Genomic DNA, 19,902 nt, shown 5'->3' on the forward strand with positions numbered 1-19,902 from the left:
GAACGGAGAAGTTGATGGAGCGCCGGCGGCCATGCCGGCGTCTGTTGAGAATAACTACCAGGAAAGCGTTGCGCCTCCCGGAAAGCGCGCATCCGGCGCCATCACCTCGCGAGCAGGTTCAGCGACCGTGACCGCGCCAGCGCCGACGCGCGATTCTTAACCCCGAGCTTCGCGTACAGGTTGTACAGATGCCACTTTACGGTGGCCACCGACAACGACAACCTGTCGGCAATTTCCTTGTTCGACAGCCCGGCTTCGATCAGACTGAGCAGTTCCATCTCACGCGTCGTCGGCGCCTCCCCGACCAGGCCGACGCCCTCCAGCGCCTGCATCTGCTCAAGAACCGGATTGCCGGTCACCTTCAGGCCGGAGCAGATCTCGGTGAAGAACCGACGCTCCTCCTCGGTTACGAATGGCCAGTCCTTTGGCCGCGTGTCGTTCACGAGCCCCGCAATCAGATCCGGACGGTCACGGAAAGGCCGCATGTAGCGACGCCGCGCGGCGAGCGATATCGCGCGCGTCAGATGGCGTGCGGCCGCCACCGGATCGTGCGTGCAGTGGCTTAGTAGCGCCTGATTCAGCGCGAGTTCCACCAGCCGGCCACTGCGCCCCTGTGCGCGCACCCGGGCGGACTCATCGACGATCAGTGCGTCGGCCTGCCTGAATTTTCCGGACGCAATGTGCAGATCGAGGATGGTGGAGTCGACCAGATCCCGCAAGGCCGCGTCGCGTGCGCGATGCAGGGCGGCCATCGACGGGGTGTCACCCCCCGCCAGTATGCCGAGCGCCGAAGCCTCCTCCAGCGCCTCGTCCAGCCGCCCGAGCAGGACCAGTCGGCGCGTGACGAAGCAGGACAGCATCATGCTCAAGCGGGCGGGATAGACCGATGCAATCTTCCTGAGCGCCGGCAGCGCAATGCCATCGCTGTCGCGGCCGCTCCAGAGCTTGACAGCAGCATCCAGCCCATAGGCGGTCGTATCGATGATGCCGTGCGCGACCGCCTTGCCCAGCCCACGTGCGAGCAACTGCTCGGCCTCCTCGCGCAGGTCCATCTCCACCGCACACTTGGCGGCCAACAACGCAATCGTGCTGCATATCCCGGCCGTATCGCCGAGCGCTCTGCCGGCCCGTTGGAGCGCGTCCGTGAGTTCATGGTAGGCGCCGGCATAGTCGCCTTCACGCAGCGGAATCAGCGCATTGACGGTGGATACCCAGCCTTGCCCGTATGCGCTGTCCGATTGCGAGATGCTCGCGAGTGCAATGCGGATCATATGCCGCGCTTCGGTCAGCCGGCATGCGTTCACGTCATGAATGGCGCCGGCGCACGCGACCGTCGCGACGTCGAACGGCGCATCCGTCATCGTCACCGCTCGTTGCTCCGCGGTGTCCAGCCAGCGCTGCGCTTGCGGCTTCACCGTTTCCAGATGATCGGTGTACACGTCAATGGCGAGCTGAATGACGTCGATCCTGCGCGCGATGCGTGCGAGGTCCGTCCGCGTGGCGCCTCCGTTATCGCCGGCCTGCTGCAGGCGCGTCATCAGTCGCGCCATTTCCAGCCGTGCGAGCTCATAGCGACGGCTGAACACGAGGGCCCAAACGTACCAGTAATCCGTCTCCCACCCGCCATGGTCGCCCAGCGCATGCAACTGCTCCACCCAGCGCAGATAACGATGCAGGTAGCCGAGGTTGCTGACGAACACCGGCGCGCTGCGCTCGAGGATCACTGCGGCCATCGCCGCTTCGTGAGCGGCAAGGGCATAGTCGATCGCGTCTGCGCAGCGCATCTGCCTGTCGCAGCACGCTGCGGCCCTGACGAGAATCGTATTGCGATCGCGCGCGCCTATCGTCTGCACAGCCTGACTGGCCAAGTACTCACGAAACAGGTTGTGCAAACGGAAACGCTGACGGCCTTCGACCGGTACGAGAAACACGTTGTGCTTCCACAAATAGAGCAGGTGCTCCGACGCGCCGGCGTCGCCGGTCGCCTCTTCCGCGAGCGTGGCATCGAAATCCCGGAGCAGCGAAAGCTTGAGCAAAAACGCGCGCAACTGCGGATCGAAGCCTTTCAGCACTTGCGAGTTGAGCAACGTCGCCAGATCCTGGTCCGCGCCGGAAAAGCCCGCCAACGTCGTGTCCGGATCCGACGATGACGCCAGCAGGATCTGCATCAGACGGACCGCGGCTGGCCAGCCTTCAGTCTGCCGGATGACCTTGTCGATCGCCGAGCCCGACAACTTAGCGCACAGGGCGTCGCCGAACATTTCCCGCACCCCGTTTGCATCCAGGCAGAGGTCGGTTGTTTCATATTCGGCCGACAAGCCTTCGAGCTTGCAGCGGACCATTTCGATGGGCGGCGTCTCGCTGCTCGACAAGACCAGCCGGAACGACGGCGGGGTGCGAAAGACCAGCCCGTTCAGCAAATCCCCCAACAACGGATCTTCGCAGTAGTTCAGGTTGTCGATAAACAGCGTGACGGGTACGGGCAAATGGTGCATTCGGCGCGCAACCTGATCGATCCGTTCGTTCGCGAGGCCACTGCCTTCGTGCATCATCTGAAGCGCATTGAACGACCCGTGATCCCGGTCGGACGCATCCAAGCCGGCCTCCAGAAAGCCCAGGAGGCGATCGAGCGTCACGTCGCGGTCGTCGAGCGAAAACCACCAGCACGCTTTTTGCGCGCGCGCGCTGTCGTAATAGAGCGAGCTGAGGAGCACGGTTTTCCCGTATCCGATCGGTGCGACCACCGAGACGACTTTCGGTGGCTTGTCGCGCTGCTCCAGCTGAGCGCGGGACGCGGCCGTTCGGACAATCGGAAATGAAAAAACCGGGGGGAGCAAGACTCCGGCTTCGGTATCGGGCTGCCGACGAACGCCAGCCGACTCTCTGACATTCGCCCCCAATATTTCATCCCCCTGGGCGAACGGGGTCGCACCAATCTTTGACAGCGCACTCGCACCAACCTGCCGCTCGGGCACTATCGTCCCTCTGCGGGCGCAGTTGGGCTCTGATCGTTGTCTCCTCACAGCTCGTCTCCTATGTCAGCCGATCCATTTCTTTTACCGCCGAGCGGCGACGATACCTGGGCTATTTTCTGTCCCGGTCCGGTAGCTAACAATCTCACCGAAATGACACAATAGACCCATACTTTGGTCTTGGTATGGTTTTGTTTAAGTATAGTGCGGAGCAACGCCACTCGGTCACCCTCGTCGCATGGGAGCGGCCGTGTCTATTCATCGACGCAAGCGCGTGCCCAGCAGGTTCCGCGCGAGGATCACGCGCTGCCCACGCCGCTCGGCCAGGAAGTCGGCGCGTTGCTGCATCGCCCGCCTGGCCACGTCACCCAGGTGCTGCGCGTCGTAGCGGCGGCCCTGCTCGGGCAGGTCGCCAGGCACCTTCCGTAGCCCTTCGGCTACGCGCTCCACGATGCCGGCACCACGCAGGGCTTCCAAGCGACGGACATGGGCTGCGACAACCTCCGGCGTGTCGCGGCCCGCACGGCCTGACCCTGCGCGATGGCGAGGTGATGATCGGTGCGGTACAGCCCATCGCTCGGCAGTGCGGCGATGTTGCGGTCGGCCGCACGCACGTCGGCGGATCCTTTCACCTCCACCACGGCCCCGGTGGGATAATTCGCCAGCTCGTCGCGGGCGTTGAGCGCGACGTAGTGGGCCTTGTCGTCCACGCCGTCGGTGACCAGATAGCCCCGGTCGCGCAGTTCGTCGGCCAGCCCCTTCGCGGCTACGCGCCCAAGGACGGTTCGGCCGTCGTCGCCCGGCTCGAACACCGCCAGTTCGCGCGGCTCGCCGCGCATGGCCCGCTGCATGGTGCAGATGATGTCGCCACGTTCGCCGAAGGCGCGCCGTGTCTTCTCGGCATCGGCATGAATGGCCCAGGTGCCGGGCTGCGTCTTGTCGGCCAGGCCGAGACGCTCCAATCGTTGCAGGCGGCCGATCAGCACCAGGCGCTGGCGTTGCAGCCGCGGTTCGTTGAAGCGTTCGATCTGCACTCGGCCGTCCTCGCCGGCCTCGCGCTTCAAAGTGCGATCCTTTGACATCACATCCTGCAGCATAGCCCTAGTCCAGCGACAAATCTGCTACGAGCCGCTTGAGCTTCGCGTTCTCTTCCTCAAGCTGCTTCAGCCGGCGCAGCTCCGATGGCGACAGCACGCCGGCCCGCGCGATGCGCCGGCCAACGCGCAACTGCTGTGTCCGATTCCCGCGCCGCGGCTCTTCGCGGTCGGCATGAACTAGGTCGGCCACATTGCCGAAGCGGGCGCGAAAACACCCGAGATTCCGCAGTTCTTCATGATGCCGACGACAGCCGCCGTCGGCCCCGGAGAAGCGATCGTCCGGCCCCAGCAGACCCTTTATGCGATCCTCTTATCCGAGCAGGACCTGATCTCTTGCTGCGGGTAGCAGATGCGCGAAATCACACTGCTTCATGCTGGCCCCCTACCACTGTTCAACGTCATACGCGGTAACTGGTGCGTCGTAGTTCACCTGCTCGACCTGCCGCTGTTCAGTGAGTGAAAGATCTTCGATGCTGCTCTTCGGAACCAAACCGCCAGCTTGACGTGCCATGCGGCGTCGCGCTCGAGTAGCCCGCTGGGAAGTGACGACCAGTTGTCGCTGCTGCTCAACAGTCTCGAATATCTCCCTCTCCGATACTGCCCGTTGTCCCCTAGCCCGGATAGCTCGCAAAGCTGCCCGCTGTTCGAACAGCGAGATTGGAGGCCGACGCAAGTCCGCGTATCGCACTTCAACGAAACTGCCTCTGCCAGCGCTTACGAAGATGCGCGAGAGATCTTCTGGGTGATAGCGGATCGTCACGGACCGGCGTGTTTCCCGCCATGCCGCGAACAAGGGATGCCAATAGCGGATCAGGAAGAGCTTCAGGCCGTCCCGCTGAATGGTCCTGGATGCGACTGGCAGGAACCGGATCAAAAACTTCAGTTCGGCATCCGGTTGAGTTGGCAAGCATCGTGAATCCGCTGCTCGCCATGTTTCCTGCCACTTTTGCGCGGGCTGAAGTCCCAACAAACCGCGGTGGGGGCTGCAGTGATAACGCCTGCCGATCTCGACAGCCAGCCACTGCTCGAACTGCTTCAACGTAAGTGAAGCTGTCTTTTCGGCCTGGCGCGCCTTGCGCCCTTTGACTGACGATCCAGTCGAACCAGGGAGGCCACGCACGCGCTCCATCAAGGTTCTGTTCAGCCGCTCGATGTGGCCACCAAAGTGCGACTTGCCCACCGGTCGGTACATCAGTTCAATGCCGTACTCGCGGCATCCACTGCGAAGGGCACGGCTTTTGAATTCGGCCGCGTTATCAAGATGCAGCGTTCGTGGGATACCGCGCATCGGCCAGTCAGCCTCAACGCCTAGTCTTTCGAGCCACGGCTCTTTCCGTAGAACTACGCGCGAGAGGAGCAAGCTTACCGTCGCAGTCCCCGGCCTCTCCATTGCGACATAAAAGCCAAGCACACATCTCGTAGCAACGTCGAGAGCCACAGACAGCCACGGTCGACCGATAATCTGTCCGTCCAGTTCGCTAACGAGCAGGATGTCCGCTTGCGTGTGATCAACCTGCACGATATCTAACGGATGTCGGACCTGGAATGTGCCAGGGGCAACTGCAGCGTTCGGGAGGGCCGCTCGTGCCAAAGCATCCTGCTCGCGATAGGAGAGCCACCGTCGAGCTATTGTTGACCTGCTCGGAGGCGATAGACCTGCAACGCTGCAGCGACGTTTCACCTCAAGTACAAGATCAGTTGCAGGATGCGCAAGGTGCCGCTGATCGGGGAGCCATTCGTGCACGGCCTCGTCGATGACGCATTCGACGGCGGCGTCCAGTCTGCCCCCCGGTCGCCCTACCCGGCTGCCTTGGCTCTAATGTACTGGCGACCGGATCTGCGAGGAAACGTCGACGCAGGCGATATACGGTGGTGCAGTGAACGCCTAATAGCTGTGCTGCTCGTTCAGCCTGCTGTCGGGAAAGCACACCGTTGCCAAGCGGTCGAAGCACGGACGCAATCTTCGCTGCTCGAGCGGCCCGCTCTTCGATCGAAGCCATATGGATCCCTATCAATCCACGCGACACGCGCTAGCAGTATTAAAGAACACGTGCAACGTGCTAGCAACGTTAGTGAACATTGGCCAAGTTTCTGTTGCAGAAACGCAACTGCTAAGCAGCCACCAGAAAACTTCAAAAAGTCCCTGTTCGCCAAGGCTTCTTTGAGAGTTTCCGCTAGTAACGTTTCTGAACACGGCTGATATGACTCCCGCTGTCAATGGAGATCGGTTTTCGGGTTTTCCACGCGCTATCGTTCAAATTTCCTGAGGGCGGCGCAGCAGTACGTCTCGACGGTGGATCACGCTGATATCCGCGGGTTGGCTACCGCATTACAGAGGTCCGCCCGATGAGCCTGCCGCTATCTAGGGACGCAAATCGAATTGGATCCGTTGCGTAGCCGTGTCGCGGGTTACTCGTGTGCCGGGCTACGCCGCCTTCAGGAAACTCCTTGATTGATGGGGCAAGACTCTCGCTCGCCTGCTCAAGCCGCATGCTTCTGCGGTTGCAATGCAAGTGACATGGCGAGCTGGCAAATGTCCCAGATAAACCCGCTCAGTTCGCGGGCGACCGCGACCACGGCGATGTTCTGCTGTTTGCCGCGTGCCACGAGCGTTCGATAGCGTCGACACAGGCGCACCTGCGCGTCCCAAGATCGATCCACGATGGGTTTGGGAATCCCTTCGTGGCGGCGCTGAATCTCGGGACTCACGCGCGCCGGATGCCGATAACTCCATGCCGATTCGACGAGCAGCTTTCTCGCGTAACTGTTGCCGTTCTTGGTGATGCTGCCCGGACGGCGCTTCTCGCCGGACGAGTGTTCGCTCGGCGTTACACCAAGCCACGCCATCAACTGGCGGGGATGCGTGAAGCGTGACAGATCGCCCAACTCAGCAAGCATGCCGACCGCCGTGGTGAACTGCATGCCGCGCATGGTTTGCAGACCTAGTACTGCCGGGTAAAAACGCCAGGCAACCACTGCCTCACGCAGCGCAGCTTCCAGTCGATCACATTGCGCAAGACGATCCTCGATCGTGCGTCGATGCTCTTCGAACGCCAACTGCTGCAAGGCGCTGTCGAACGCAAACGTGCTCAGCCAGCGCCGGTGTGCTGCCCTCCAGTCGGCTCGACCTGTATAGCTGACTCCGTGCGAAAGCAGAAAGGACTTCAGCCGCTGCCGCGCACGCTTCAGATCATCCTTGGCACTCACCCATGCCCGCGCCAGATCGCGAAACGCTTCATCTTCGACGGTAGGAACATAGACCTCCGACAGGTCGCCAGCCCTCAGTAAACGCACCAGTTTGATCGCGTCGCGCCGATCGGTCTTTACGCGCTCTCCCTGCTTCCTCGGAATCAGGGACGGTGCACATACCATGCAATCGATTCCCTTCTGCTGGAGTTCACGGTAAAGCCCGTATCCACATGGCCCCGCCTCATAGACGACACGAATATGCGACGCCTTCGACTGCAGGCGCTTGCACAGGCGATCGATATCCGTCTTCGTCGTGCAGATCTTGCCGAGCACCTCCACCTCACCCGTACCAAGCGCATAGGCGACCGTGATCGACTCCTTGTGGACATCCAGACCGACATACAGCGTGCTATCGTCTTCCATGCTGGCCTCCGTGCGGAAATCGCCGGGTGTGGCTTGGCCCACACCGTGCGGCTCTGGCAGCCATCCTAATCCGCGTTTGATGCCTCACGGTAGGCCAGCCTCACCACACGGGAGTCATACTGACTAGCGCTAATAATGGACGCCTACACAATGCGACCGATACCAGCGCCAGTACCTTGTACCCGCTCATTCGCTTTCTCCTGTCGTACGCATCACGCGCCTCCGCCACGTAACGAATACGCGAGCGCCGCGAAGCCGATGATCGCTCCCTGCAGCATCAGGTGTCCTGCTTCGCCGAGCCCGAAGCTCGTCAGAAAATTGAACAGGAAAACGACCATGAACGCAGCGATCGCCGGCCCGGCCATCCCGCCGCGCCCGTCGCCAAAGGTCACGCCACCCAGCACCGCGGCCGCGAGCGAATTGAGCGCAAGGTCCTTGCCGAGCGTCGCACTGCCGACGCCGACGAAGCTCAGCAGCAGCAACGCGCCGCACGCCGACATGACGCCCGACACGACATGCACGATGAAAATCACACGCAGATGCGGCAGCCCCGACAGCTCCGCCGCGCGCGGACTGGAGCCCAACGCATCCACCACCCGCCCGAATACGGACCGCCGCATGAACAGCGCCACCGCAACAAGGATCGCGAGCCACGCCAGCAGCGCGACCGGCACCCCACCCGGCCGGGCCGCGCCGATCGTGGTCAACAGCTCGGGCGCATCGCCCGATGCACGTGACTGGCTGATCGCGATGACAATGCCCGACAAAATCATCGACACCGACAACGTGACGATGACAGCCGAAGCGCGCCGGTACGCGATCAACAGGCCGTTGAACGCACCGACCGCCGCGCCGAACAGCACGCACAGCACACACGCGAGCGGCGTCGGCATCGTCAGTATCCCGCTCGTCAGCAAGCACGATACGGCCGCCATCACGCCGCCCACGGACAGATCGAGCGAACGGCAGCGCATCGTCAACGACTGCCCGATCGTGACGATGCCGAGCGGGACGGCCTGCCGCAAGATCAGCAGGAACAGCAGCGGCGAAAGCAGGTTCGGGCGCACGAGATACGCGCATCCGACCAGGCACGCGGTGCCGGCATACGCGGGCGGTAATGCCAGGCACCAGCGCACGCTGCGTTGAAAGGGCGCCGCCACAGGCGAGCGTGCCAAAGCCATCGATCTCATGTCATAACCCCACGGTTTTTCTGCGCTGCGTGCCGACTGCCAGCAGCAGGAGCGTCCCGACCGCCACGCTGGTCAGGAACGGCGAGATGCCGACCAGATTCAGTCCATTGGTCAGCAAGCCCAGCGTCGCCACGCCCACCAGCACGGCCGCGACTCCGCCTATACCGCCCGTCAGTTGCACGCCGCCGAGCGCGACTGCCGCCACCGACTCGAGCGCAAACTCCGCGCCGATCGTCGGATCGCCCGCTGACACGCGCGCAGCCAGATAGATGCCCGCTGCGGCTGCCATCAGCCCGCAGAGCACGTGCACGGCGATCGTCGTCGCCTTGACGCGCACGCCGTTCAAGTGCGCGCTATGCGCGCCGGCGCCGATCGCATAAAGATGCAGGCCGAGACGGCTGCGCACGACGACATGCCACGCAATGCCGACCGCCACCGCGCACCACGCGAGCGACAGCGGCACACCGCCCAGGTTGCCGGACGCAAGCCAAAGGAGCGATAGCGCGATCTGCCCGCCCGGAACCGGCAGCACCAGATAGCACACCCCCTGGAGAATCGTGGCCGTGCTGAGCGTCGTCACGAACGGGTGAACGTTACCGATCGCCACACCGACCCCATTGAGCAACCCGACCGACGCACCGGCCAACAGCGCGAGCAGCACGCCCAACACGGGATCTGGCTGCGTCGCGACGATGCAGCTCGCAAGGCTCACAACGGAGCCGACGGACAGGTCGATGCCGCCTGCGAGCGTCACGAACATCTGCCCGAGCGAGACAATCAGCAATGCAGCGATCTGCCCGCTGAAGTTGACGACGTTCTGCATCTGGCGGAAATCCGGCACCGCGACCATCAGCGCGAAACACAGCAACAGCGGCAGGCTTACCGCATACCGCGTCAGACCTGTGCGAGTAGCCTTCATGCTCCCCCCCTGTTCACCGATGCGCGACTGCCGCGATCCGCCACCGACTCCGTCAACGCGAATGCGAGCAACTGCTCCTCGGTGGCCTCCGCGGCACGCACGTCCGCGACGAACGCGCCGTTGCGCACCACCAGAATGCGGTCGCACATACCGATCAGTTCCGGCAGGTCTCCCGACACGGCGAGCACGGCTCCACCCTCTTCCGCGAATCGCCGCAGCAACGCGTAGATCTCGGCCTTCGCGCCGACGTCCACGCCGCGCGTCGGCTGCTCGACGAGCAGCACGTTCACGCCAGCCGCGAGCCAGCGCGCAAGCATCACCTTCTGCTGGTTTCCGCCCGACAGCGACTGCACGGCGTCGGCCGGCAGCCCTCGCAGCCGGATCCTGTCGATCCATGCCGCGACGACCAACGGCGCGCGGTGCGCCCGCCCCCAGAGCGGTCGGCCGCGCAGGAAGCCGAGCGCGATGTTGTCGCGCACCGAGAGGCCGAGATACAACCCTTCCGACTTGCGGTCCTCTGGCATCAGCGCAATGCCTTGCCGCACAGCCGCCTGCACGCCGCGCGCGGGGTCGTGTCGCGCCATCGAGCCGCGCCGGTCAGCGACTCGGATCTCGCTCTTCGCGGGTACGGCGATGCCGGCGAGTGTCCGCAGGATCTCCCGCTGGCCGTTCCCCTCGAGCCCCGCGATGCCGACGATTTCTCCGTGGCCAACCGACAGCGAAACGTCGGGGCCGCCCGCGCGCACCGACAGCGAAGCGACGTCGAGCGCCGGCTCGGCGCAGCTTGCGCGCCGACGCGGCGGAAACAGCGCCGTCAGTTCGCGCCCGACCATGAGCTGAACCAGCCGCCGCTCCGACAGGTCGGCAGCGGCGTGAGTCGCGATGTGGCGGCCGTCCTTCAGCACCGACACGGTGTCGCAGAAGCGAAAGATCTCGTCGAGCCGATGGCTGATGTAGAACACCAGCTTGCCTTCGTGTCTGAGCCGCACCAGCACCGCTTCGAGCGTGTCGATCTCGGCGCGGTTGAGCGGCGCAGTCGGCTCGTCGAAGATGAATACGCTCGCGTCGTCGACGAGCCCCTTCGCGATTTCCAGCATCTGCTGCTCCGCGATCGTCAGATCGCCGCAGAGCCGTTTCGGCGCGAGCGCGACGCCGCTGCGTTCGAGCACCTCGACGGCATTGCGCACAATGCCGCGACGATCGAGCGCGCCGTACCGCCGCGGCTCGCGCCCCAGGCACAGATTCTCGGCCACCGTCAGGTTCGGCAGGATCGTCAGCTCCTGAAACACCGTGGATACACCCGCGCGTCTTGCCTGCGCGGGCGTCGCGAGCCTCACGCGCTCGCCGTCGACACGGATCTCGCCCGTGTCGGGCAGATGGACGCCCGACAGCAGCTTCATCAGCGTCGATTTGCCCGCGCCGTTCTCGCCCGTGATCGCATGAATCGATCCGCGCTCGCCGGCGAGCGTGACGTCCGTCAGCGCATGCGTGTGGCCGAATGCCTTCGACACGCCGGTCAGCGCGACGCGCGCCGGACGCCGCGTCGTTCCCTGTTGAATGGTCATCGCGCGCCTCAACGATGGAACAACTGGGTCAGCCTGGCGTCCGGCAGCGTCGACGGAAACCAGTAGCCGTCGTTCAGGTCCGGACGAAGATAGCGATCGAGCGTCGCGTTCGTGATCGGCGCGGGTGCGGAAAAATACGCGCGGTACAGCGGCTGGCCCTGCAGCAGCGCGACCGCCGCGCGCACGGTGGCCGCCCCGAGCCCCGGCGTGAAGATCGGCGCGACGCTCTTCACGCCGGAGCGCTTCCATACGCGCAGAAAGCCGTTGTTCGCCTCGCCGGTCATCGGCACCAGCGGCTTGCCGGCTTCCTTGAACACGTCGATGCACGCGCGCGTCATCTCGGCGCCGGAGAACCAGATGCCATCCACCGGCTGCCCCGACAGCACGAGGTTCTCGCAGAGCTGCTTGCCCTTCACGTAGCTCCAGTCGCCAAATACCTCGTTGGTGATCTTCAGCCCGCACGCATCGACTGTCTTGCGGAATCCGTCGTAGCGATGCTGCTCCTCGTCGACGCCTGCCACGCCGCGAAACGCCCAGATCCTCCCGTTGCCGTGCAGTTCGTTACAGAGGAATTCCGCGCCCTGGCGGCCGAACACCCGTCCGCCGCCCATGATCTCCACCGTCGACTTCGTGTTGCCACCGTACGCGCCGAACGTCACGACCGGAATGCCGCGCCGTGCCGCCTCCGCGATCAACGGTGCACCGATCGCTTCGGAAATCGGCCCGATGATCAGCAGGTCGATCTTGCGCGTCAGCAGATCCTCGACGTCCGACACCTGCTTGGCCGCCTTCCAGTCGGCCTCGGTGAAGATGAACTGGCCGATCTCCTTGTGCAGCGCCGCCTCGTCGCGCATTTCCTGGATCATCTGCACGATCCAGCTGTTGCCGACGCCGGCGAACGACACGCCGATGCGCCACGGCGGCGCCTTCTTGAACGCGTCGCGCGGTGTCTGCTGCGTCGACGTCGGGGACAGCAGATCGCCCGGCAGCAATTGCATGTCGGCAGCGTGCGCGCTGAACGCTGCGCACCCGATCAACATGCCACCCAGCGAGAGTGCGAGTTTTCTCATCACGACATTCATGTTCGTCTCCTTCAGAACGCGTGGCGGATGCCGACGACGGCCCCGCTCGTCGAGCCTTCGCTTGCGTAGAGCGCACCGTTCAGGGAAAGCCCCGTATTCATCTTTCCGTGGTTGTTGACGAACGCGAATTGCCCGTACAGCGTCGTGCGCTTGGACAGGAAGTATTCGACGCCGACGCCGGTCAGGATCGAATGGTTGGCCGTGTCGTTGCCGTCGCTCGTGTACCACGCGCCGGCGTCCACGTTCAGCGCCGGCGTGACGGCAAAGCTCAGGCCGCCGCCGTATACGCGGTTGTCGAACGAGCCGGCCAGCTTGTAGTTCACGAACGACGCCTTCGCGGTCAAGCGGCCGTACGTGTAGCCTGCCCCGATCGTGCGCCCCGTGAAGGCGACCGTGGTCGGTACGGGTGTCGACGCCGCCGTACCGCCCGCGTTGCCGCTGTAGAGCGCCGTATCGACCGTCAATCCGCCGATTTCGTATTTCAGTCGCGCGCTGTATTGCCGCCCCGCCTGGAAATTGTCGGGCTCGCCGCCCAGCGCGAGCATCACGCTGCCTTGCAGGCCGGCGATGACGGGGCTCGTATAGGAGATGGCGTTCGGGTTGAACAGCCCCGTATCGAGCACGCTGCCGACGTAGATGACCGCAGCGCTGCCGAAGTACGACACGTTGCGCGGATCGGTGTTGATCAACGACAGCACAAACGGCGAATACTGCACGCCGGCCTGCACCGTGCCGAGGTCGCTCGTCAGGCCGACCCAGGCCTGGCGGCCGAAGAAGTTGCCGTTCGAGTTCGCGATACCCCCGTTCGCCATGCTGATGCCGCTCTCGAGCGAGAAGATCGCCTTCAGGCCGCCACCGAGATCCTCGGTGCCACGCATGCCGAATCGCGACCCAGCCGTGCCGCCGTCGATCATCGAAAACTGATGCGCGCCACCGCCTGCGGTGCGGCTCGTATAGAGCAGCCCCGCGTCCAGGACGCCGTACAGCGTGACTTCGCTCTGCGCGTATGCCGATGAAGCTGCCATGCAGGATGCCGCGATGGCAAGCGCGATTGTCCGACTGCCGAGATTTCTCATAACCTGTCTCCTAACCAATTAACTCTTTCTTATATTTCGTATACCTTATTTATTTGTCGCCTTCTTTCCTCCTTCGAGGCCGCTTAGCGCGGCATCAGATCATTTTCGTCCCCTGAACGAGGCCCACGCTAGCCCGTCACGCGCGTGACCCACGCGATCAGGTTCGCGATCACCTCGTCGCGGTTCGTTTCGTTCAGCACTTCGTGTCGCGCACCGCCGTACACGTGCGTGGACAGATCGCGGAAGCCGACCTGCCGCAGCCGCGCCACGAGCGGATCGAACCACGCAAGATAGCCGTTCACCGAATCCTGGTCGCCCGTGAAAAGATAGAGCGGCAACTGCTTCGGTACGGGCTCGAACTGCGCGGGATCCGACGTGCGCAGCCCGTGATCGAAAATCGAGAGCAGCGACGCTTCCGTCAGCGCGAAGCCGCACAGCGGATCGGCGAGGTACGCGGCCGGCACGGCCGGCTCGCGGCTCAGCCAGTCGACCACGGTGTCGGGCGCCGCGATCGCCGCATTCGCGGTTTCCAGCGTCCAGCCGGAATACCGCGGGTCGAGCAATTCGAGCGCACTCGTGCCCGACAGCGCGAGAGCGTCGAGCAGCGCGCCGTGATCGAGCAGGTAGATCTGCGCGGCGAACGAACCCATGCTGTGCGCGAGCATCACGAGCGGCACGCCCGGATGACGCTTGCGCAGGTGGCGGCTGACGGTCGCCATGTCGTCGACGAGCGCGTTGAATCCGCCCGGGCCGAAATCGCCGAGCGTGCCGTCGTCCAGCGCCGCCTGGCCATGGCCGCGGTGCTCGGTTGCATACACGACGTACCCTTCGTTCACCAGCGCTTGCGCGACGTGCCGATAGCGGCGCGAGTGCTCCGCCATGCCGTGCACGATCTGCACGACCCCGCGCACCGGTAGCGCGCCCTGCCAGCGGAATGTCTCGATGCGATGCCCGCCGGCCGCATCGATTCGGAATGTGAATTCGGTCGTTGTCATTCTGTCCCCTCGTCGGTTATCGGTGGTCCGGCGCATCGCGAGCTACGCGGCCTGCAGCGAATCGACCAGCATGTCGCCAAATGGTAGCGATCCGAGGTTCGACTGCCCGCCATCGATCGCGATCACCGTGCCGTTGATGTAGCTCGCGGCGCCGCTGCACAGGAACAGCGCCAGATCCGCAATTTCGTCGCGCTCCGCGGCGCGGCGCATCGGAATCCCGTTGAGCAGGCGCGCCCAGCTCGCTTCGCCGTCGGGCGCAAGACGCTTCATGCCTTCGGTATCGGCCACCGGCCCCGGCGCGATCGCATTGCAGCGCACGCCGCGGCCCGCCCATTCGATCGACAGCGTACGCACCAGCATGTCGATCCCGGCCTTCGCCGCGCACACATGCGCCTGAGCGGCCGTCGGCAAGACCGACTGCACCGCGGAAATGGCCAACAGATTCGCGCGCTCGGGGGCCAGGAGCGGCAGCGCTGCGCGAAACGTATTGAACGTGCCGATCAGGTCGATGTCGATCACCGTGCGAAAGCCGTTGCTCGATATCGTCGCCGCCTCGGCGACGAAATTCCCCGCGGCGCCGGCAATGCAGATGTCGATCGGCCCGAACTGCGCATGCGCATCTTGGAACGCGCTACCGAGCTCGTCCGCATGACGCACGTCGGCCGCGAAACCGGCTGCTTCGCCACCCAATGTGCGAATCGCCGCGGCGGCCGCGGCGCATTTCTCCGCGTTGCGGCCGATGATCGAGATGCGCGCGCCCTGCATCGCGAAGCGCTCGGCGATCCGCTTGTTGATGCCGCTGCCGGCACCCGTAATGACGGCATGCTGGCCGCTCAGCAAATTGGCTCTGAATACCGAGCTCATCAATGATTCTCCCTGGAAAGCGATACTTGATCGAAGCGGATGTGGGCAAATTGTTCGCGCAAGCGCAACTTGAGCAGTTTGCCAGTGGCGCCGTGAGGCAATGCATCGACAAATTCGATCGCGTCGGGCAGCCACCACCGCGCGACGCGTTCGCCGAGCCACGCGGACAATTCGGCCGCCGATACCTGTTGGCCGGGCCGCAGCACGCAGACCATCAGCGGGCGCTCGATCCATTTCGGATGCGGCCGTCCGATCACCGCGGCCTCCTGGATCGCGGGGTGCCCCATCGCGGCATTCTCGAGCTCGATCGAGCTGATCCATTCGCCACCCGATTTGATGACGTCCTTGGTCCGGTCAACGATCGCCATGTAGCCTTCTGCGTCGATCGTCGCCACGTCGCCGGTATCGAACCAGCCGTCGGCACGCTCGCCCGGTGATCCGCCCGCATAGGTTCCGACCACCCAGGGCCCTTTCACCAGCAGCCGGCCCGGCGTTGCGCCGTCTCGCGACGCCGCTGCGCCGGACTCTGTCTCGATGCGCATCTCGATACCAAACGGCTCACGTCCCTGTTTCGTCTGCAAGCGGCGCCGCGCATCCGCGTCGAGCGCGTCGTGCACGGGCTTGAACTGGTTGACGGCGCCGACCGGGCTGACCTCCGTCATCCCCCACGCGTGGACGACGCGCACGCGATGCACGTCCTCGAATTCTCGAATAGTCGCGTTGCTCGCGGCCGAGCCGCCGATCACGATCCGTTCGAGCGACGCGAACCAACCGCCGGTGGTACGCAGGTGATCGAGCACGCCGAGCCAGATGGTCGGCACGCCGGCCGCGATCGTCACGCGCTCGGCCTCGCAGAGCGCGTGCAGGCTCTTCGAGTCGAGCGCGGGCCCCGGCAGCACGAGCTTCGCGCCGACCATGGGCGCCGCATACGGCAGCCCCCACGCATTGACGTGAAACATCGGCACGACCGGCATCACGCTGTCTCGTGCCGACAGGCCGAAGGAATCGGGCAGCGCGGCCGCATACGCATGCAACACGGTCGACCGATTCGAATAGCACACGCCTTTCGGGTCACCGGTCGTGCCCGACGTATAGCACTGGCCGCAAATCTGGTCTTCGTCGATGAGCGGCCAGTCGAGTTCATCGGCCAGCTCGCCGGCGATCAGATCTTCGTGGAACAGCAACCCTTCGATCTGCACGGACGCGTCCCGGCCCGCATCGCTGTCGCGGCTTCCCATCAGCACCCAATGCCGGACGCCCGGCAATTGCGGTCGCAGCTCGCGCACCAGCGGCACGAACGTCGCGTCGAAAAACAGGATCTCGTCCGCCGCGTGACGGGCGATCCAGGCCAACTGCTCGGGAAGCAGGCGCGGGTTCAGCGTATGGCACACCGCACCGAGGCCGGCACACGCGTAGTAAAGCTCCAGATGCCGATAGCCGTTCCACGCGAGCGTTCCGACCCGGGCATCGCTGCCGATGTCCAGCCGGTCCAGCGCGCGCGCAAGCTGGCATACGCGCCGATACGCATCCGCATACGTATAGCGATGAACATCGCCCTCGACGCGTCGGCTGACGACTTCCGTGCGCGGATGATTGCGGTTCGCATGCCGCAACAGGTCGATGACCCGCAGCGGCGCTTTCATCATGGTTCCGCTCATGTCCCCTCGTTGATATGGAAATCCCTGCGGAACATCATATTGAGTCGGGCCGCCGCCACGCCATTCGGATTCGCCGGAATCGCCGCGAGCCTTGTCCGGCATGGCTTTCGGCTCGTTTACCGGCGGCGTTTCGGAATTGTTCGGATATCGCGGGAATCGTGCTGCATAATCGTCGCCGAACGGCGGCCGGCGTGATTAAAATCGATTCCCGGGACCGGAAGCCGGACGCAGCGCAGACGGCATCGCGGAAAAGTCAGGATTGTTGAAAGGAGCAAGTCGTGTCATTCGGCAAAAACACGCGCATGACTTCACAGATCGCGGTCAGGCGCCGGCCGCGCCAGAGTCGCTCCGTGATGACGGTCGACGCAATCCTCGAAGCGGCGAAGACGCTGTTCGCGCGAGACGGGTTCGAGGCGACCAGCACCACGCGCATAGCCGATGCGGCCGGCGTCAGCGTCGGCTCGCTGTATGAGTATTTCACCAGCAAGGATGCATTGATCGCAAAGCTGATCAAGTGCCATTGCGAACACCTGATGAATCTGTACGGCAAAGCATTCCAGGCAGTCGAGGGCCAAGGCATCGACGCCGTCGTTGACACATGGGTCGACACGACGGCCGATGCGTATGCAGAGAACATCGCGCTGCAACGCGTGTTACTTGAACACATGGGACGGGTCAGCCGGTTGCATCACATGAAGCGCGTGTCCCTTGCATTCGCGGATCTGCTCGAGCAGGCACTGAACGTTTGCGGTGAGCCCGTCGCGCGCCCCAACATCCATTTGGCCGCGTTCGTGCTTGAATCGACCGGCGAGGCGCTGATCCACCGGTCTATTACCTACACGGAAGATCTGTTCGGATACGAACTGCGGCGCGAACTGAAGATCATGCTCTCGCGGTACTTGCGCGCGCCCCTTCCAGAGTCATCCGTTTGCACGGTGCCTCAATCGTGATCTGTCTGGCGTTGCCTAGCGCTACGAGTCGGTCGCTCGGGATCAAAGCGCGTTGGAGATGCGCATCAGGAAGATCATGGAAGTGCAGGTCCAGGACGGTCGTGATCTAGGATCAGTGTCGGCTGGAATCGCGCTCAGACAGCAACCACCTGATTTTAAGCAATATTATATCGGAGTCAGTCCGCGGGGCTAGTCGCTGGTTAGATCGGGCTAACCGGGATGTCGAGTAGCGCACGGGAATCGCACCCGCACGCTCTCACAGAACCGGACGTGAACCTCTCGATTCATCCGGCTCCTATCGTCCAACCATAGTCTCCACAGCCCAATGCGCGAACAAGCTCGGCTGCCGGGACTTAATGTCCCTTAACCATGCTGCGGCGCGCACCTTCCGGCCGCGGAGGTGTTTGTATTTCCGTTGAGCCCAACGGACCAGAGCGGCATCTACCGCAAGGAGTACCTGGCCCAGTGCGGACCGATAAAATCGACCGTAGTACTGAATCCAGCCAAGCAAAGTCGGACGCGTACGGTCCGCCGACTCAGACAGACTCAGGTCGTGACGGTGCAATGCACTGCGACGACGCAATTGCTGCCGCATCGCCTTCGCAGCCTTGTTGCTGACCGCTGGCAGAAAGCCTACCGTCAACTTCCCCATCCTATTCTTGACACTTCGCGGTCTGAACGTATAGCCCAGGAAGTCGAACTGACAGAGCGGATAGCTGGCTGGCCGGTTGGCCTGCTTGCAGTACACGATTTTGGTCTTTTCCGGATGCAGATCCAGCTTGCATTCGGTCAGCCGCGTCTCCAGCCCCTGCCGGAGCTCGCGCGCCTGCGCTTCGCTTTTGCAATGACAGATGACGTCATCAGCATAACGTTCGAATGGCACGCCCGGGTGATGCTTCTTGTGCTGGGGCGGATACTCACCGCAGTACGCCTCCGGTCAAACCTCCGTGTTGCGAACGAAGTTCTCCGGAACCGCCGGTCCCCACAAGTAGAGCGATTCTTCCGGGGGAAAATCACCCGCAAGCCATGGGTGACCCGCTGAAACGAAATCGATGTCGGCTGAGTACTCACAGAATGAGCCCCACGGGTCTTCGACATAGTGGAAATAGTTCGAACCCAGCACATGCCGGCCCGTACCCCAGCCTTTCGTGTAGCCCGCAGCCGCCATCTGCGACGCGCCTTCGCCCACCAGGTTGATGTTGTCCACGTCCCATGCCGAGTGGTGCCAACCTCTTGCGCTGCTTTTCGCGAACGCGACCAGATGGTGATCGCTACCGTGCGGGGCATGGGTAAACGCAATGATGTCGAGCGAGCGGTCGGAAAGTCGCAAGCCCAACGTCTTGCCGTAGAACTCAACTATACGCGGCACATCAGGAGAAAAGAGCAGTACGTGTGACAAACGACGTGGCCGCACGGTCTTTGACTCCGAACGGGTATGCGAGCCGCGCTCGTCCGCCGCGCTGCTGCTTAATACGCACTGAATCTTGGACGATGGACTGGTTTTGGGGCCCGATTTGACCTGGATGAGATTGCCATCAAGATCGCGAAACCAGAAGCCGACCGAGTCGGGTGCAAGGTCCGTTTCGATCGCGACACCGGCTGCCTGCACCTGCGCACGCAGCGTGTCGAGATCCGCCTCGAAGCAGTTGAAACTCAGCCACGCAAGGCGCTTGGTCAATGCCGGCAGGATGCGCGCCCAGCGGTGGCCATCCGCCGCCCGGAGGTCCAGTTCCTGTCCTTGCACACCCGCCGTTGCAACATCGAGCCCGAAGGCGTGAAAGAAACGAGCAGCGTCGCCGATTGAAGGAACATTAAGCGCGAAGTGATCAATCGAATGCACACTCACACCGGAAGCAGTAAATACCGGGTCAGACATGACCGTCTCCATCCGTGGGTTGACGCGCCGGCTCTGAGGCCGGCTC

The 19,902-nt window shown here is 63.6% G+C and carries 16 protein-coding genes and 1 pseudogene; 1 reads left to right on the forward strand and 16 read right to left on the reverse strand.

From position 1 onward, the window contains the following. Window positions 1-101: 101 nt before the first annotated feature. From ACT2FV_RS17010 to ACT2FV_RS17075, 14 genes and pseudogenes are all read right to left on the reverse strand, one after another. On the reverse strand, window positions 102-2,744 hold the full coding sequence (locus ACT2FV_RS17010) for a LuxR C-terminal-related transcriptional regulator (RefSeq protein WP_444504475.1): 2,643 nt from the start codon (window positions 2,742-2,744) through the stop codon (window positions 102-104). 486 nt (window positions 2,745-3,230) lie between these two features. After that, the gene (locus tag ACT2FV_RS17015) at window positions 3,231-3,422 is read right to left on the reverse strand and encodes a hypothetical protein (protein ID WP_444504476.1); all 192 of its coding nucleotides are present in this window, start codon (window positions 3,420-3,422) and stop codon (window positions 3,231-3,233) included. After that, entirely contained in the window at window positions 3,410-4,069 is a 660-nt protein-coding gene (locus tag ACT2FV_RS17020) for a DUF3363 domain-containing protein (RefSeq protein WP_444504507.1), read from the reverse strand. Before ACT2FV_RS17020 ends, ACT2FV_RS17015 begins: the two co-directional genes overlap by 13 nt. Continuing rightward, window positions 4,046-4,163, reverse strand: a pseudogene (locus ACT2FV_RS17025) (IS3 family transposase); the annotation flags it as partial. The pseudogene ACT2FV_RS17025 and the gene ACT2FV_RS17020, both read right to left, overlap by 24 nt. 288 nt (window positions 4,164-4,451) lie before the next feature. Next, complete coding sequence (locus ACT2FV_RS17030; protein WP_444504477.1) at window positions 4,452-5,357, reverse strand: Mu transposase C-terminal domain-containing protein; 906 nt, start codon at window positions 5,355-5,357, stop codon at window positions 4,452-4,454. A gap of 1,193 nt (window positions 5,358-6,550) precedes the next feature. Further along, the gene (locus tag ACT2FV_RS17035) at window positions 6,551-7,681 is read right to left on the reverse strand and encodes an IS110 family transposase (protein ID WP_444504478.1); all 1,131 of its coding nucleotides are present in this window, start codon (window positions 7,679-7,681) and stop codon (window positions 6,551-6,553) included. A 212-nt stretch (window positions 7,682-7,893) separates the two neighbouring features. Beyond that, complete coding sequence (locus tag ACT2FV_RS17040; protein ID WP_444504479.1) at window positions 7,894-8,862, reverse strand: ABC transporter permease; 969 nt, start codon at window positions 8,860-8,862, stop codon at window positions 7,894-7,896. A 10-nt stretch (window positions 8,863-8,872) separates the two neighbouring features. Continuing rightward, window positions 8,873-9,790, reverse strand: a complete 918-nt coding sequence (locus ACT2FV_RS17045; RefSeq protein ID WP_444504480.1) for an ABC transporter permease — start codon at window positions 9,788-9,790, stop codon at window positions 8,873-8,875. Next, the gene (locus ACT2FV_RS17050) at window positions 9,787-11,355 is read right to left on the reverse strand and encodes a sugar ABC transporter ATP-binding protein (RefSeq protein WP_444504481.1); all 1,569 of its coding nucleotides are present in this window, start codon (window positions 11,353-11,355) and stop codon (window positions 9,787-9,789) included. The genes ACT2FV_RS17045 and ACT2FV_RS17050 overlap by 4 nt, the downstream gene beginning before the upstream one ends. 8 nt (window positions 11,356-11,363) lie before the next feature. Further along, window positions 11,364-12,437 carry an ABC transporter substrate-binding protein gene (locus ACT2FV_RS17055; RefSeq protein ID WP_444504482.1) on the reverse strand — a complete coding sequence of 358 codons (1,074 nt, stop codon included), beginning with the start codon at window positions 12,435-12,437 and terminating at the stop codon, window positions 11,364-11,366. A gap of 11 nt (window positions 12,438-12,448) precedes the next feature. After that, window positions 12,449-13,513: a porin gene (locus ACT2FV_RS17060; protein WP_444504483.1), complete on the reverse strand. Its 1,065-nt coding sequence runs from the start codon at window positions 13,511-13,513 to the stop codon at window positions 12,449-12,451. Between the two features lie 128 nt (window positions 13,514-13,641). Next, entirely contained in the window at window positions 13,642-14,508 is an 867-nt protein-coding gene (locus ACT2FV_RS17065; RefSeq protein ID WP_444504484.1) for an alpha/beta fold hydrolase, read from the reverse strand. Between the two features lie 42 nt (window positions 14,509-14,550). Beyond that, a complete protein-coding gene (locus ACT2FV_RS17070) occupies window positions 14,551-15,372 on the reverse strand; it encodes an SDR family oxidoreductase (protein ID WP_444504485.1) in 822 nt (273 codons plus the stop codon). Then, window positions 15,372-17,030 (reverse strand): long-chain-fatty-acid--CoA ligase, encoded by a 1,659-nt coding sequence (locus tag ACT2FV_RS17075; RefSeq protein WP_444504486.1) that lies wholly within the window; start codon window positions 17,028-17,030, stop codon window positions 15,372-15,374. The genes ACT2FV_RS17070 and ACT2FV_RS17075 overlap by 1 nt, the downstream gene beginning before the upstream one ends. Before the next feature lie 278 nt (window positions 17,031-17,308). Here ACT2FV_RS17075 and ACT2FV_RS17080 point away from each other — a divergent pair, with 278 nt between their 5' ends. Continuing rightward, the gene (locus ACT2FV_RS17080) at window positions 17,309-17,980 is read left to right on the forward strand and encodes a TetR/AcrR family transcriptional regulator (protein WP_413122894.1); all 672 of its coding nucleotides are present in this window, start codon (window positions 17,309-17,311) and stop codon (window positions 17,978-17,980) included. Between the two features lie 295 nt (window positions 17,981-18,275). Here the strand turns inward: ACT2FV_RS17080 and ACT2FV_RS17085 are convergent, their stop codons facing one another. Together ACT2FV_RS17085 and ACT2FV_RS17090 are read right to left on the reverse strand one after the other, a co-directional pair. Then, entirely contained in the window at window positions 18,276-18,863 is a 588-nt protein-coding gene (locus tag ACT2FV_RS17085) for a group II intron maturase-specific domain-containing protein (RefSeq protein WP_444504487.1), read from the reverse strand. A gap of 54 nt (window positions 18,864-18,917) precedes the next feature. Continuing rightward, window positions 18,918-19,856, reverse strand: coding sequence for a VOC family protein (locus tag ACT2FV_RS17090; protein ID WP_444504488.1), 939 nt, complete (start codon window positions 19,854-19,856; stop codon window positions 18,918-18,920). Window positions 19,857-19,902: the final 46 nt, after the last annotated feature.

Origin of the sequence: Burkholderia sp. PR2 (genome assembly GCF_052372875.1) — a bacterium.
In the GTDB taxonomy this organism is placed as follows: domain Bacteria; phylum Pseudomonadota; class Gammaproteobacteria; order Burkholderiales; family Burkholderiaceae; genus Burkholderia; species Burkholderia diffusa.